The organism is Archangium gephyra (assembly GCF_049060025.1).
Classification (GTDB): Bacteria; Myxococcota; Myxococcia; order Myxococcales; family Myxococcaceae; genus Archangium; species Archangium gephyra_A.
In genome coordinates, this window is the sequence record NZ_JBMEQQ010000002.1 from 10,067,972 (window position 1) to 10,081,333 (window position 13,362).

The following is a 13,362-nucleotide window of genomic DNA, read 5'->3' on the forward strand; positions in this document are numbered from 1 at the left end:
TCATCGTCCAGCCCGCCCGGCGAATCCATGTCCCCCCGGTGAGGGTGACCCGCCGGACCGGATCGACGCGACGATTCTCATGTTCTCCGGCTCCGTGGGTGCGGCCGGAACGCACGAGCGGGCGGCGTGTTCCCGAGAACCCGGCTCCGTCCGCTGGCTGTCACCTTTCCGGCGCGAGCGTGTCCGGGCGGACGGATGCGACGCTTCCCGTGTGCGAGTCTTTGACCCGGCTCCCCCGGGTGGGTGACCCCTCCGGTGCGAGCTGTACTCGAAGGAGACTCCGCACATGACACGGCTGCTCCCCATCCTCGTCCTTCTCTCCGCCGGGCTCGCCCGCGCCGACGAGGGGATGTGGACCTTCAACAACTTCCCCTCCGCCCTGGTGCAGTCCCGCTACGGCTTCTCCCCGAGCCCGGAGTGGCTGACGAAGGTCCGGCTCTCCGCGGCCCGGATCGCCAGTGGCTGCTCGGCCAGCTTCGTGTCCGCCACCGGGCTGGTGATGACCAACCACCACTGCGTCCGCGATTGCGTGCAGCAGCTCTCCACGCCGCGGAACGACTTCATCGTGAAGGGCTTCTCCGCGGCCAGCGCGCCGCAGGAGCGCCAGTGCCCGGCCATGGAGGTCAACAAGCTGCTGGAGATCTCCGACGTCACCGACGCGCTGACGAAGGCCACCCAGGGCAAGGAGGGCGCGGCCTTCCGGGATGCGCAGCGCGCGGAGATCGCCCGGCTGGAGACGGCGTGCGCCACCGCTCCGGACGTCCGCTGTGACGTGGTGACGCTGTACCAGGGCGGCATGTACAACCTCTACAAGTACCAGCGCTTCCAGGACGTGCGGCTGGTCTTCGCCCCCGAGGAGGCCATCGCCTTCTTCGGTGGGGACCCGGACAACTTCGAGTTCCCCCGCTACGACTATGACGTGGCCTTCGTGCGCGTGTACCAGGACGGCAAGCCGGCCAAGGTCGACCACTGGCTCCGCTGGTCCGCCAAGGGAGCGCAGCCGGGCGAGCTGACCTTCGTGGCCGGGCACCCGGGCGGCACCTCGCGCCTGCTGACGATGGATCAGCTCCGCTACCAGCGCGACTACGCCCTGCCCGAGCGCCTCTTCCAGCTTGCCCAGATGCGCGGGATGCTCGACGAGTTCCAGCAGCGCGGCCCCGAGTTCACCCGCATCTCCAACGGCCTCAAGTTAGGCATCGAGAACGCCTACAAGGTGCTGGTGGGCCGGCGCGAGGCGCTCGTGGACCGGGACTTCTTCACCAAGAAGATGGCCGAGGAGCAGAAGCTGCGCGACTGGGTGAAGGCGGATCCCGAGCGCCAGAAGCGCTACGGCCAGGCGTGGGACCACATCGCCCGGGCCACGGACACGCTGCGCGCCATGCGCATCCGGCTGCGGCTGCTGGAGCAGGGCGCCGGGGCGGGCTCGGACCTCTTCGGCTACGCCCGCATGCTCGCCCGCTCGGCCGCCGAGCTCTCCAAGCCCAACGAGCTGCGCCTGGAGGAGTTCTCCGAGGCACGCAAGCCCGAGCTGGAGCAGCAGCTCTTCAGCCCCGCCCCCGTCTACCCGAAGCTGGAGGAGGCCCTGCTCACCTTCTACCTGACGAAGCTGCGCGAGCAGCTCGGGGTGGATGATCCGGTGGTGAAGCAGGTGCTGGGCAAGCAGTCCCCCCAGACCCTCGCGCGCAAGGTGGTGTCCGGCTCCCGGCTGGCCAGCCCGCAGGTGCGCCGCCAGCTCTACCAGGGCGGTCCGGAGGCCATTCGCGCCTCGAAGGACCCCATGCTGGAGCTCGTCCGCGCCCTGGAGGGCGAGTCGCGCGCCGTCCGCAAGCGCTTCGAGGAGGAGGTGGAGTCCGTGATCGATCAACAGGGGGAGCTCCTCGCCCGGGCCCGCTTCGAGGCCTATGGCACCAGCACCTACCCGGATGCCACCTTCACGCTCCGTCTGTCCTTCGGGCAGGTGAAGGGCTACTCGGAGGATGGGAAGACGGTGGAGCCCCTCACCCGCATCGCCGGGCTCTACGAGCGCGCCACCGGGGAGGATCCCTTCCGCCTGCCCCCGAGCTGGCTCCAGGCCAAACCCCGCCTGGACCTCCAGACGCCCTTCAACTTCGTGAGCTCCAACGACATCATCGGAGGCAACTCGGGCTCGCCCATCTTCAACAAGGACGCGGAGATCGTCGGCGTCGTCTTCGACGGCAACATCCTGTCCCTGGGCGGCGAGTACGGCTTCGACGAGTCCGTCAACCGCGCCGTGTCCGTCCACGGCCAGGGCATCCTCGAGGGGCTGCGCAAGGTCTACAACGCCCGCCGGCTCCTGGAGGAATTGGGGCAGGGTGGGGGCGGGTAGGATAGGGCTCGCGAAAATCCGTTCGAATCCAGGCAGTATGTCCGCGCGACGAGTTCGTTCAACGTCTGCGGGCCTTACGCCCGAAGGGAGGTAGGGATGCGAGCGGCCATCTTCATGTCGGTTCTCCTGGTGGGAGGGCTGCTGGGGTGTGCCTCACGGCCGGCATTCCTCCGGATGGATCCGCAGGAGGAGGCCGTCTACGAGTACCCCCTGGAGGAGGTCTGGCCCTCCGTGCACGCCTGGATGCGGAACGGCGGCTTCCAGTACCGGGAGGACGCGGCCCACTTCGTGATGCAGACGGAGTGGCGCGAGGAGTTCGCCGGCTCGCTGATCGCCGGCTACTGGCACCGCTACACCGTCGTGGGCAAGCGGGAGGGCCCGGCGCGCAGCCGGGTCCTGATCATCCGCACCAGCCGCAGCCCCAATGGAGCCCCCATCTACGCGGCGAAGCAGCCGGACTGGGACGCGAGCCGCATGCCGGGCCCCGGCAATGACGGCCTGCCGGGGGGAAGCCGCCCGGAGGAGTACGATGTGCGCATTCCCACCAGCGAGCCGAAGCTGCGCTTCGTGCCCCAGGATTCCGTGTCCGGCGTCGTGCTGCCGGAAGGGATTGGCGCGGCGGGCGAGTCGCTGCAGGGCGCGCGGGACTTCGGGATGGAGTGGGCGCTGAGGGATGTCATCGTCCCGGAGCTGGACGCGCGCAAGAAGGGCCTGGAGGGGCGCACGCTGGCGGCGACGAAGCAGGAGCCGGGCACGAGCACCCTCGAGTGCGGCATGTCCATCATCGGGTTGTCCGGGCAGACGCCGAAGGGCCGGGTGATGCTGCTGGGCGAGCTGCACGGCACGCGCGAGGTGCCCCGCTTCGTGGCGCTGAGCACCTGCCAGGTGGCCTCGCGGGGCACCCCGGTGACGGTGGGGCTGGAGATGCCGGTGGAGAACCAGGAGCGCGTGCGGCGGTTCATCGCCAGCGCGGGCACCGAGCATGACCGGGCGCTGTTGATGGAGAGCCCCTTCTGGCGCAGCCCCTACCCGGACGGCCGCGGCAGCGAGGCGGTGGCCCAGCTCCTGGAGCAGTTGCGCTGGCTGCGCGCGCAGGGCCTGGACGTGGCTGTTTTCGTCTTCGATCACCCGGAGCTGCAGGGCGAGGCGCGTGAGGCCGCCATGGCTCGGAGCGTCCTGTCCCAGGTGGAGGCGGGCCCGGAGCGCTTCTTCCTCATCGCCACCGGCAACCTCCACCCGCGCACCCGGCCCGGCGTGCCGTGGGACCTGGGCTACCGCCCCATGGGCTACATGCTCGCCCGCCAGCTCCCCTCCCTGGTGTCGCTGGACGTGGCCTTCGCCAGTGGCTCCGCGTGGATTTGCGCGGTAGGGGAGACGCTCGAATGTGGGGCGCGGCCCACGAAGGGCCAGGACCACGGGGACCGGTTCTTCGTCTCGCTCTTCAAGGAGCCCAGCGAGGCCGGTTTCCACGGCGTCTTCTATGTGGGGGCGGTGTCGGCTTCGCCTCCGGCGGTGCGTCTGGACGGCGCGCGGGCCATCGATTCCAAGTGAGAGAACCCAGGAGGAAGTACTGAATGAGACGGATGGCCTTTGGTTGTCTGCTGCTGCTCGTCGCCGCGCTGTCGGGGTGTGCCGGGCGTTTCGTGGATTTCGCCCCCGACGAGGAGGCCGTCTACGAGTATCCCGTCGACGAGGTGTGGCCCAAGGTCCGCGACTACTTCTCGTCCCGGGGCTTCGTCTTCCGTGAGGTGCCGGGCGGCGCCCAGTTGGAGACGGAATGGCGCGAGGAGTTCATCGGCTCGCGGATCTCGGCCTACTGGCACCGCTACCTGGTCGTCGCCCGGCCGGAGGGCGCCAACCGCACCAAGCTGGTCATCACCCGCACGACGCGCAGCGCGAACAAGGCGCTGAAGGCCCCGGGCGCCGAGCTGATGTGGGGGGTGGACGGGCGCACCGCGGAGAACCCCACGGGCTTCGGCAGCGACGCGGCCACCCAGGTGGCGATGCTGCAGCGGATGAGCCCCGATGCCGCCATCCTCGGCGAGTCCCAGCAGTCCGCGCGCGACATGGTGCTGGAGTGGAAGGTGTTCCGGAACCTCTCCCCGCAGCTCATGCAGCACGCGAAGAAGTCCACCGAGAGCCCCGACGTGGTGGTGACGCGGGAGGAGAACATCGAGTGCGGCGTGCCCATCCTGGGGCTGGGCAAGCTGGCGCGTGGTGGCAACGTGGTGTTGCTGGGCGAGCTGCACGGCACGCAGCAGGTGCCGCACTTCGTGGCCCAGAGCGCCTGCCAGGTGGCCACCCAGGGCATCCCCGTGACGGTGGGCCTGGAGATTCCGGCGGCGAACCAGGAGCGGCTGGAGACCTTCCTCATCAGCGCGGGCACCGAGGCCGATTGGGCGAAGCTGATGGAGAGCCCCTTCTGGCGCAGCCCGTACCCGGATGGCCGCAACAGCGAGGGCGTGGTGTACCTCATCGAGGCCCTGCGCAAGCTGCGCAGCCAGGGACTGGATGTGAACATCTTCGCCTATGATCAGCCGGCGCTGCGGGGTGATGCGCGCGAGGAGTTCATGGCGGGGGTGGTGCTGAAGGTGGCCAAGAGGTCGCCGAAGCGGGCGCTGCTGGTGCTCAGCGCCAACGTCCACCCGCGCCAGGCCAAGGGCCTGCCCGGGGCTCCGGACTACCGCCCCATGGGCCTGCGGCTGGCGGGCGAGCTGTCCAACGTGTACTCCCTGGACATCGCCTACAACAGCGGCACGGCGTGGGTGTGCGCCATGACCCCGGAGGACAAGCTGGACTGCGGGGTGAAGCAGACCAAGGGCGAGGACAACGGCGACCGCTACTTCGTGCAGCTCTTCGGCGGCCGCAACCGCCATGGCTACCACGGCATCTTCTACGTGAGCACGGTGTCGGCCTCGCTGCCGGCCGTGTACCAGGGGGTGGAGCCCGCCGGGAGCCAGCAGGCCACCGTGCCGGGCTCGGCCAACTAGCCGCTACCCGGCAGGGCCTCGCCTTTCCTGTGGCGAGGCCCGGCGGCGGCGCTAGCCTGGGGGGAGATGACTCCCTCCGATACCGACGCCGCCGCCAATGATCTGTTGGCCTTCATCGATGCCTCGCCCACGCCCTACCATGCGGTGCGCGAGAGCATCCGCCGCCTGACCGCCCAGGGGTACCGCGCCCTCGATGAGCGCGAGCCCTGGGACCTGAAGTCCGGTGACAAGGTGTACGTCACCCGCGGGGACACCAGCATCGCCGCCTTCCACCTGGGCACCGTGCCCGTGGATCGTGCCGGCTTCCGCCTGGTGGGCGCCCACACCGACTCGCCCAACCTGCGCCTCAAGCCCAATGCCCACGTGCAGCGCTCCGGCTTCCACCAGCTCGGCGTGGAGGTGTACGGCGGCGTCCTCTTCAGCACCTGGATGGATCGGGATTTGTCGCTCGCCGGCCGCGTGGTGACCGCGAAGGACGGGCGCCTCACGCACCACCTGGTGGACTTCCGCCGCCCGCTGCTGCGCATCCCCAACCTCGCCATCCACCTCAACCGCTCCGTCAACACCGACGGCCTCAAGCTCAACGCGCAGGAGCACCTGGTGCCGGTGCTCGCCCTGGAGCGCTCGGGCGCGGTGGACCTCAAGGCGATGCTCGTCGCGGAGCTGGCCCGCGGCGGCACCCAGGTGGACCCGGCGGACATCCTCGGCTTCGACCTGTGCCTCTATGACCTGCAGCCGCCCACCCGCTCCGGCGCCTTTGGCGAGTTCCTCCACTCGGCGCGCCTGGACAACCTCGCCAGCAGCCACGCGGGCCTGTCCGCGTTGCTCGCCATGAGCGGGCCGCGCGAGGCCACCTGCGGCGTCATCCTGTACGACCACGAGGAGTGCGGCAGCGTCAGTGCCCAGGGCGCCGCGTCTCCCTTCCTGAAGGATCTGCTCGAGCGCATCACCCTGTCGCACTCGGACGGGCGGCGGGATGCGTTGCACCGGGCCATCCACCACTCCTTCCTGGTGTCGGCGGACATGGCGCACGCGCTGCATCCCAACTACGCGTCCATGCACGAGCCCAAGCACGCGCCCGTGCTGGGCGGGGGCCCCGTCATCAAGTCCAACGTCAACCAGTCCTACGCCACCGACGGCGAGACAGCGGCCTGGTTCGCCCTCTGCTGCCGGGAGGTGGGCGTGACGCCGCAGAACTTCGTCACCCGCACGGACCTGGGCTGCGGCAGCACCATCGGCCCCATCTCCGCCGGCGAGCTGGGCATCCGCACCGTGGACGTGGGCAATCCCATGATGTCCATGCACTCCATCCGCGAGATGGCCGCCGCGGCGGACGTGGCGGCGATGATCTCCGTGCTGCACAACGTGTACGTGCGCTGACTCACTCCACGTTCAGGCGCAGGCTGTCGGGCTCCAGCAGGGTGATGCGCCCCTCCTCGTAGGACAGCAGTCCCTCGCGGGCGTAGAAGCGCAGCCACCGGTTGGTGCTCTCGCGGGTGAGCCCGGCCAGGTTGGCCAGCTCGGTCTGGGTGAGCCGGGGGGTGATGGCCACCCCTTCACTCTGGGTCCCGGGCTTCCCCTGCACCTGGGCGAGATCCAACAGCACGCGCGCCAGCCGGGCCCGCGCATCCAGGAAGTTGGCGTCGTGGACCGTCTGGGTGACGCGCCTCACCAACCGGCTCAGCTCGGCCAGCAGGGCCGGCACCACCTGGGGCCGCTCTTCCAGGAATCGATGGAAGTCCTTGCGGCTCAAAGCCAGCAGCGCCGTGTCCTCGCGGGCCACCGCGTCCGTCGAGCGGGGGGCTTCGTCCAACAGCGCCAGCTCGCCAAAGGCATCTCCGCGCCGCAGCAGCGCCAGGGAGACCTCGCGCCCATCCGGCGAGCTGAGGCGGATGGTGACCTCGCCCTCGCGGATGATGAAGAGGTCGGTCCCCACGTCGCCCTGTTGGAAGAGGAGCGTTCCCCGGTCATAACGCCGGAGTTGCAGGCTCGAGGAGAGCCGCTCCAGGTCGTCGGACCCGAGCGACGAGAAGAGGGGAACCTGGGAGAGGAGCTCCGAATCGGACATGGCGCGCTGCTTTCCTGGCTTTCCGGGTGGTCTGCCCACCCGTCATCTTGCCCGCGGCCACGGAACCCGGCCAGGGCTGACCGAGCCCCCGCCAGGTGCCCCGCCCGGCCAGATGCGCAGGATTTGCGCTTTTTGCAGCCGAAACAGTTCCAGTCCGGCGAGAGCAGAGGAGCACCCGGGCCCGCTCTACACCCCCTCAGCAATTGTGCGATGATATTCCAACCGGGATTGGCAATCCCGGCCAGTCGCTGAGGTGGGTCTCATCTATGTCGGGACGCAGGATCGGCAGCAGGTATGTGTTGGAGCGCAGGGTCGCGGGTGGCGGCATGGGGGCCATCTGGGTGGCGCTCGACTCACAACTGCAGCGGCGGGTGGCGCTCAAGTTGATGACGCCCGAGCGCATCGCCTCGTCCTCGGCGCGGCACCAGTTCGAGCAGGAGGCCAAGGCGGTCGCCCAGCTCCGCAACCCCCATGTGGTGCAGATCCACGACTACGGCGTCGACGGTGACACGCCCTTCATCGTGATGGAGCTGCTCGAGGGGGAGGATCTCGAGACGCGCCTGGAGCGGCAGGTCCGGCTGGCTCCAGCCGTGGTCGCCTCGCTGCTCAATCAGATCGCCCGGGCCCTGGCCTCCGCCCATGCCTCGGGAGTCATCCACAGGGATCTCAAACCCGCCAACCTCTTCCTCGCCCGGGTGGACAGCGACGAGGTGGTGAAGGTGCTCGACTTCGGGCTGGCGCGGCTGGACGGCGGCGCCTCGGCCTCCACCGAGCAGCCGGGCAGGGTGATGGGCACCCCTCGCTACATGAGCCCCGAGCAGATGCGGGGCGAGGCCTGGGTGGACCACCGCACGGATGTCTGGGCGTTGGGGGTGGTGGCGTACCGGGCCTTGACGGGTCGCTTTCCCTTCTCGGCGGATGCGCTCGGAGAGCTGGGCCGCAGCGGCACCATCACGTTCGGCGAGCCGCCGTCCACCCTGGTGCCCGAGCTGGGCAAGGGCGTGGATGCGTTCTTCTCGCGTGCCCTGGAGCCGGACCCCACGCGCCGCTTCCAGTCCGCGCGGGAGCTGGCCGTGGCCTTCGCCTCCCTGGTGGAGGCCAACCGCCCCTCCCGGGCCGCGAAGATCCTCGTCATCGATGACGAGCCGGACATGGCGCTGCTGATGCAGCAGCGCTTCCGCAAGCACATCCGCGACTCGGTCTACGAGTTCATCTTCGCCTCCGACGGCGAGGACGCCCTGGAGAAGCTGCGCCAGCACCCGGATACCGATGTCGTGCTGTCCGACATCAACATGCCGAGGATGGACGGGCTCACCTTCCTGGCCCGGGTGGGCGAGGTGAATCCGCTCGTCAAGGTCATCATGGTTTCCGCCTACAGCGACATGAGCAACATCCGCGTGGCGATGAACCGGGGGGCCTTCGACTTCCTCGTCAAGCCGCTCGACTTCCAGGATCTCGACGCCACGCTCACCAAGGCGCTCCGGCACGTGACGGAGTTCCGCCAGATGGTGCGCTCGGCCGAGGAGAACCAGCTCCTGCGGATGTTCGTGCACGGCGGGGTCGTGGAGCGGGCGCTCCCCCTGATGCATGGCCCGGACATGATGGGCGGGGAGCGGGTGCAGGCCACGGTGGCCTTCCTCGACCTCGAGGGCTTCACGCCGGTGCTGCGCCAGGAGCAGCCCGAGGCGGCCGTCCGCCGGTTGAACGCCAACTTCGAGGTCATCGTCCCGGAGCTGCTCTCGCGGGGCGGGATGGTGGACAAGTTCGTCGGGGACTCGGTGATGGCCGTGTTCCGCGGCCACGGGCACCTGGGCCGGGCCCTGGAGGCCTGTCTGGCGGCCCGGCAGCAGCTTCGCGCCATGGCCTTCCGCTCGGGAGACGCCTCTCCGTATGCCCATGGCCTCTGCGTCGGCGTGGACTCGGGAGAGCTGATCTGCGGCAGCATCGGCGCCAAGGGGCTGGGCCGGCTGGACTACACGGTGCTCGGGGAGACGGTGAACACCGCGGCCCGGCTGACGGTGTTGGCCGGGAAGGATCAGATCCTCATCGGGGCGCATCTGCTCGCGCGGGTGGAGGCGGGCTTCGAGTGCCTGGCGCTGGGAAAGAGGATCCTGCCCGGCTCCAACTCGGAGCTGACCGTGCATGAGCTCGTGGCGCGCCGGGAGCAGCGGGTGTCCAGCTCGGACCAGACCGCCTCCATCGAGGTGCATGGGTCCTCGGCCTCTTCGTCACAACCCTCCGCGCTCGCCGCCGCGAAGGCGGGCTAGTCCGGGCCGCGCGCCCGGGTGCTAACGTCCAGTGTCTATGCAGCTCATCATGAATCCGGGCCTGCTGGATGAGCAGGTCTTCGAGCTCCCCGAAGGCTCCGTGACGATCGGCCGTACGGAGGAGAGCACCATCTGCGTGCTCCACAAGAGCCTGTCGCGGCGGCACGCACGGCTCGAGCGGGACGGCGAGCGGATCCTCCTGGTCGACCTGAACAGCAAGAACGGGACGTTCGTCAACGAGGCACGGATCGATCGCCACGAGCTGCGGGGCGGCGAGGCCTTCCGCTGTGGCGAGGTGCGTTTCAAGCTGGTGTCCGCCTCCCGGCCGCTGCCGTTGGATCTCTCGCCCACGCAGGTGCAGCCGCTGCAGACGCGGTTCTCTCCCGGCTCCATGGATGAGCTGTTGGAGCGGCACTCGGAGCCTGGGGAGGGCTCGGCCCTGAAGGTGCGGCACGCGAGCCGGGAGAACCGGGCCAACGACAAGCTGCAGGTGTTGCTCAAGGTGAGCCAGTTGCTCTCCTCGCCCGGCTCCATCGACGCGCTGCTGGAGCGCATCCTGGACCTCGTCTTCCAGATCATGGAGGTGGACCGGGCGGCCATCCTGCTGGTGGATTCCACCAGTGGGAGATTGGTTCCCCGGGTGGCCCGGACCTCGGCCGGCGAGGCCCCCTCCGGCCCGTTCTACAGCCAGCGCATCGTCGACTACGTGCGCTCGCACAGCGTGGCGGCGCTCTTCTCCGATGCCCGGTTGGATCCCCGCCTGGACGACGCCGCCTCGGTGGTGCTGCAGTCCATCCAGGCCTCCATGTGCGCCCCGCTCAAGCCCCGCGACGAGGTGCTGGGCGTGCTGTACGTGGACAACCTCTCGCGGCCCAACGGCTTCAGCGAGGAGGACCTGGAGTTCCTCACCGCCTTCGCCAACCAGGCGGCCATCGCGCTCGACAACTCGCTGCTCTCGCAGCGGCTCAAGGAAGAGGCGGTGCTGCGCAACGTCTACCTGCGCTTCTTCCCTCCGGCCACCCTCAAGAAGCTGCAGATGGCCAAGGGCGGCCCCCTGGAGACCATCGAGACGGAGGTGACGGTCCTCTTCTCGGACATCAGTGGCTTCACCGCGCTCTCCTCCACGCTCGAGCCCCGGCAGGTGGTGGACCTGCTCAATGACTACTTCCCGGTGATGGCGGACATCGTCTTCCGGCACGAGGGGACGTTGGAGAAGTACATCGGCGACGCGCTGATGGCGGTGTGGGGCGCGCCCTTCTCGCACCCGGACGACGCGGACCGGGCCGTGCGCGCCGCGGTGGAGATGCAGCGGGCGCTGGCCGAGCTCAACGCGCGGTGGCGGGCCCAGGGCAAGCCCGAGCTGAAGATCCACGTGGGCCTGAACACGGGGCGCGTGGCGGCCGGGAACATCGGCTCCGAGCAGTACGTGCAGTACGCCACCATCGGAGATGCCACCAACGTGGCCAGCCGGGTGTGCTCCGCCGCCGGAGACGGGGAGATCTGCATGAACGCGACCACCTTCGAGCGCTGGCGCGAGAGGGAGTGGCCCTTCATCCAGTTGGCCCCCGTCGAGGTGAAGGGCAAGAAGGAGGCGCTGACGCTCTACCGGCTGGAGTGGCGCGACCCCTCCGCGACGGTGTGACGGGCCTCACTTCCGGACTGTTGGCTGCGTCACTTCCTGGCCGGGCCCCGCGTGGGAAAAGGGAGGTGTTCGCGGGGCCGGAAACGGGCCGCGGGCGTTCATCAGGGAGTCACGCCATGGCCGGGAATCTTCGTGAGCACAAGGACAACGCCGCCCACCTCTTCGCCAGCGGGAGGCTGGAGGAGGCGCTCACCGAGTACCAGCTCGTAGCGAATGCCGCTCCGGAGGACCTGGCCAGCCGTCAGAAGGTGGCGGAGTTGCTGCAGCGGTTGAATCGCAAGCAGGAGGCCATCGAGACGTACGCGTCGGTGGCGGATGGCTGGGCCCGGCAGGGCTGGCTGCTGCGTGCCATCGCGATGTGCAAGGTCATCCTCCAGTTGGATCCGAGGCACGGGCGGACGCAGCAGCGGCTGGCGGAGCTCTACGCGCGGCGCCTGGAGACGCCGGCGCGGGTGATTCACACGGTGCCGGTGGCGGTGGCGCCCGAGCCGTCCAGGGCGGCCCAGCCCGCGGCGCTGGCGGCCCTGCCGCGCATCCCGATCTTCTCGCAACTCGGCCAGGAGTCCTTCGTGGCACTGCTGGAGGGGTTGGAGCTGAAGACCTTCGAGGCGGGGGCGGCCATCGTCACCGAGGGAGAGCCGGGCACCTCCATGTTCGCCATCGTGGAAGGGCGCGTGGACGTGGTGCGGCAACTGGAAGGGAGCCAGCGGCGCAAGGTGGCGGCGATGGGCGAGGGGGACTTCTTCGGGGAGATGGCGCTGCTGTCCAAGAGCCCGCGGCTGGCCAGCGTGGTGGCCGCCGAGCGCACCGTGGTGCTGGAGCTGACGCGGGCGATGGTGGCGCGGCTCATCCAGCGGGACGCCTCGGTGGGGCGGGTGTTGCGCTCCTTCCACCAGGAGCGGCTGCTGGCCAACGTGATGCGCGGCAACAAGCTCTTCGCCACCCTCACGCCCAAGCAGCGCGAGGCCGCGGCCCGGGCCTTCCAGCTCGAGACCCAGCCGGCGGGCAGGACGATGCTCGTCCAGGGCCAGCCCGGCGAGGCCCTGTACCTGGTCCTCCGGGGCCGGTGCCGGGTGACGCACCGCCACCCGGACGGCCAGGAGAGCCAGTACCCGGTGCTGCGCGAGGGCGACGTGTTCGGCGAGCTCTCGATGATGCTCGGCCTGCCGGCCACCGCCACCGTGCGTACGGACTCGCCCTGCACGCTGCTGCGGCTGGACCGGGAGTCCTTCGAGAAGCACATCCTCGTGCAGCCCGGGGTGCGTGAGGCGCTCTCGCGGTTGAGCACCGAGCGCCTCCAGCGCACCGCCCTCCTCGTCTCCGGACACGAGCCGCTCGAGGGCGACTCGCGCGTCTGAGGGGGGTTACAGGCCTGTCTCCCTTCGCTTGTCCGCGAGCGCCTCCAGAAGACCCTGGCGCAATCGGCTGGAGCGGGGGAGCCGGAGCAGGTGCTGCTCGGTGTTGTCGAGCAGGCGGCGAGCTTCTCGTGGGTCATGCTCCGGGTGGCGTTCACACCACATGGCGTAGATGCATGCCACATGGTAGCGGCGCTCCACATTCGAGTAGCCCAGCCGCTGGATACGCCGCAGGGTGCGCCCGAAGACTGGCCAGGGGCAGTCGTGCCCGAAGGCCTCGGTGAAGAGCCTCTCGGCAATACGCCGCCGTAACTCCTTGCGTTCGAAGTCCGTCTTGACCACCGAGCGCAGGAGTTGCCGCTCCAACGCTTTGTATCTGGCCTCCAAGACCTCGAAGGCGTCATCCCGGGCCGCCACGATGAGCTGGTCGAAAGCCCGTGCGACGTCCCTGGAGCGGCGTTCGGCCGTTTTCGACAGTCTTTTCACTGGCAGGGTCGCCCATCCCAGATCTTGTTGGGCCAGACCCCCTTCTGCTGCATGCATACATCCATGCAGATGGGGCAGAGGCTATGCCCCCACGTCTCACTCTCGATGCCCTGGATACGGGTCTCGAGACACCGGTTGAATGCCGCGTTGCACCTCTGCTTGATCTCCGCGTTGGTCAACGGCACCGGGCAGTCTCCGATGTCCTGC

Annotated in this window: 9 protein-coding genes; 7 read left to right on the forward strand and 2 right to left on the reverse strand. The window is 69.3% G+C overall.

The window, feature by feature from the left end; translation table 11 throughout:
- Nucleotides 1–286 precede the first annotated feature (286 nt).
- The 4 genes from ACN28I_RS44025 to ACN28I_RS44040 all read left to right on the forward strand — a co-directional run bounded on the left by ACN28I_RS44025 (nucleotide 287) and on the right by ACN28I_RS44040 (nucleotide 6,717).
- Nucleotides 287–2,347: a S46 family peptidase gene (locus ACN28I_RS44025; RefSeq protein ID WP_420947855.1), complete on the forward strand. Its 2,061-nt coding sequence runs from the start codon at nucleotides 287–289 to the stop codon at nucleotides 2,345–2,347.
- 96 nt (nucleotides 2,348–2,443) lie between these two features.
- Nucleotides 2,444–3,898: a hypothetical protein gene (locus tag ACN28I_RS44030; protein WP_420947856.1), complete on the forward strand. Its 1,455-nt coding sequence runs from the start codon at nucleotides 2,444–2,446 to the stop codon at nucleotides 3,896–3,898.
- Between the two features lie 23 nt (nucleotides 3,899–3,921).
- Nucleotides 3,922–5,337: a hypothetical protein gene (locus tag ACN28I_RS44035; RefSeq protein WP_420947857.1), complete on the forward strand. Its 1,416-nt coding sequence runs from the start codon at nucleotides 3,922–3,924 to the stop codon at nucleotides 5,335–5,337.
- Between the two features lie 66 nt (nucleotides 5,338–5,403).
- The gene (locus tag ACN28I_RS44040; RefSeq protein ID WP_420947858.1) at nucleotides 5,404–6,717 is read left to right on the forward strand and encodes a M18 family aminopeptidase; all 1,314 of its coding nucleotides are present in this window, start codon (nucleotides 5,404–5,406) and stop codon (nucleotides 6,715–6,717) included.
- Between the two features lies 1 nt (nucleotide 6,718).
- Here ACN28I_RS44040 and ACN28I_RS44045 read toward each other — a convergent pair whose 3' ends face one another.
- On the reverse strand, nucleotides 6,719–7,405 hold the full coding sequence (locus tag ACN28I_RS44045) for a Crp/Fnr family transcriptional regulator (RefSeq protein ID WP_420947859.1): 687 nt from the start codon (nucleotides 7,403–7,405) through the stop codon (nucleotides 6,719–6,721).
- A gap of 266 nt (nucleotides 7,406–7,671) precedes the next feature.
- Here ACN28I_RS44045 and ACN28I_RS44050 point away from each other — a divergent pair, with 266 nt between their 5' ends.
- From ACN28I_RS44050 to ACN28I_RS44060, 3 genes are all read left to right on the forward strand, one after another.
- Nucleotides 7,672–9,672 carry a protein kinase domain-containing protein gene (locus ACN28I_RS44050; protein WP_420947860.1) on the forward strand — a complete coding sequence of 667 codons (2,001 nt, stop codon included), beginning with the start codon at nucleotides 7,672–7,674 and terminating at the stop codon, nucleotides 9,670–9,672.
- A gap of 49 nt (nucleotides 9,673–9,721) precedes the next feature.
- Nucleotides 9,722–11,314, forward strand: coding sequence for an adenylate/guanylate cyclase domain-containing protein (locus ACN28I_RS44055; protein WP_420947861.1), 1,593 nt, complete (start codon nucleotides 9,722–9,724; stop codon nucleotides 11,312–11,314).
- A 116-nt stretch (nucleotides 11,315–11,430) separates the two neighbouring features.
- Nucleotides 11,431–12,672 (forward strand): cyclic nucleotide-binding domain-containing protein, encoded by a 1,242-nt coding sequence (locus ACN28I_RS44060; RefSeq protein WP_420947862.1) that lies wholly within the window; start codon nucleotides 11,431–11,433, stop codon nucleotides 12,670–12,672.
- Between the two features lie 6 nt (nucleotides 12,673–12,678).
- Here ACN28I_RS44060 and ACN28I_RS44065 read toward each other — a convergent pair whose 3' ends face one another.
- Nucleotides 12,679–13,155 carry a hypothetical protein gene (locus ACN28I_RS44065; protein WP_420947863.1) on the reverse strand — a complete coding sequence of 159 codons (477 nt, stop codon included), beginning with the start codon at nucleotides 13,153–13,155 and terminating at the stop codon, nucleotides 12,679–12,681.
- Nucleotides 13,156–13,362 lie beyond the last annotated feature (207 nt).

Excerpts from the sequence above, each read along its gene's own strand:
- ACN28I_RS44060 (WP_420947862.1), top strand. The coding sequence starts at position 11,431 with ATGGCCGGGAATCTTCGTGAGCACAAGGACAACGCCGCCCACCTCTTC.
- ACN28I_RS44025 (WP_420947855.1), top strand. The coding sequence starts at position 287 with ATGACACGGCTGCTCCCCATCCTCGTCCTTCTCTCCGCCGGGCTCGCC.
- ACN28I_RS44055 (WP_420947861.1), top strand. The coding sequence starts at position 9,722 with ATGAATCCGGGCCTGCTGGATGAGCAGGTCTTCGAGCTCCCCGAAGGC.
- ACN28I_RS44035 (WP_420947857.1), top strand. The coding sequence starts at position 3,922 with ATGAGACGGATGGCCTTTGGTTGTCTGCTGCTGCTCGTCGCCGCGCTG.
- ACN28I_RS44050 (WP_420947860.1), top strand. The coding sequence starts at position 7,672 with ATGTCGGGACGCAGGATCGGCAGCAGGTATGTGTTGGAGCGCAGGGTC.
- ACN28I_RS44040 (WP_420947858.1), top strand. The coding sequence starts at position 5,404 with ATGACTCCCTCCGATACCGACGCCGCCGCCAATGATCTGTTGGCCTTC.
- ACN28I_RS44045 (WP_420947859.1), bottom strand. The coding sequence starts at position 7,405 with ATGTCCGATTCGGAGCTCCTCTCCCAGGTTCCCCTCTTCTCGTCGCTC.
- ACN28I_RS44030 (WP_420947856.1), top strand. The coding sequence starts at position 2,444 with ATGCGAGCGGCCATCTTCATGTCGGTTCTCCTGGTGGGAGGGCTGCTG.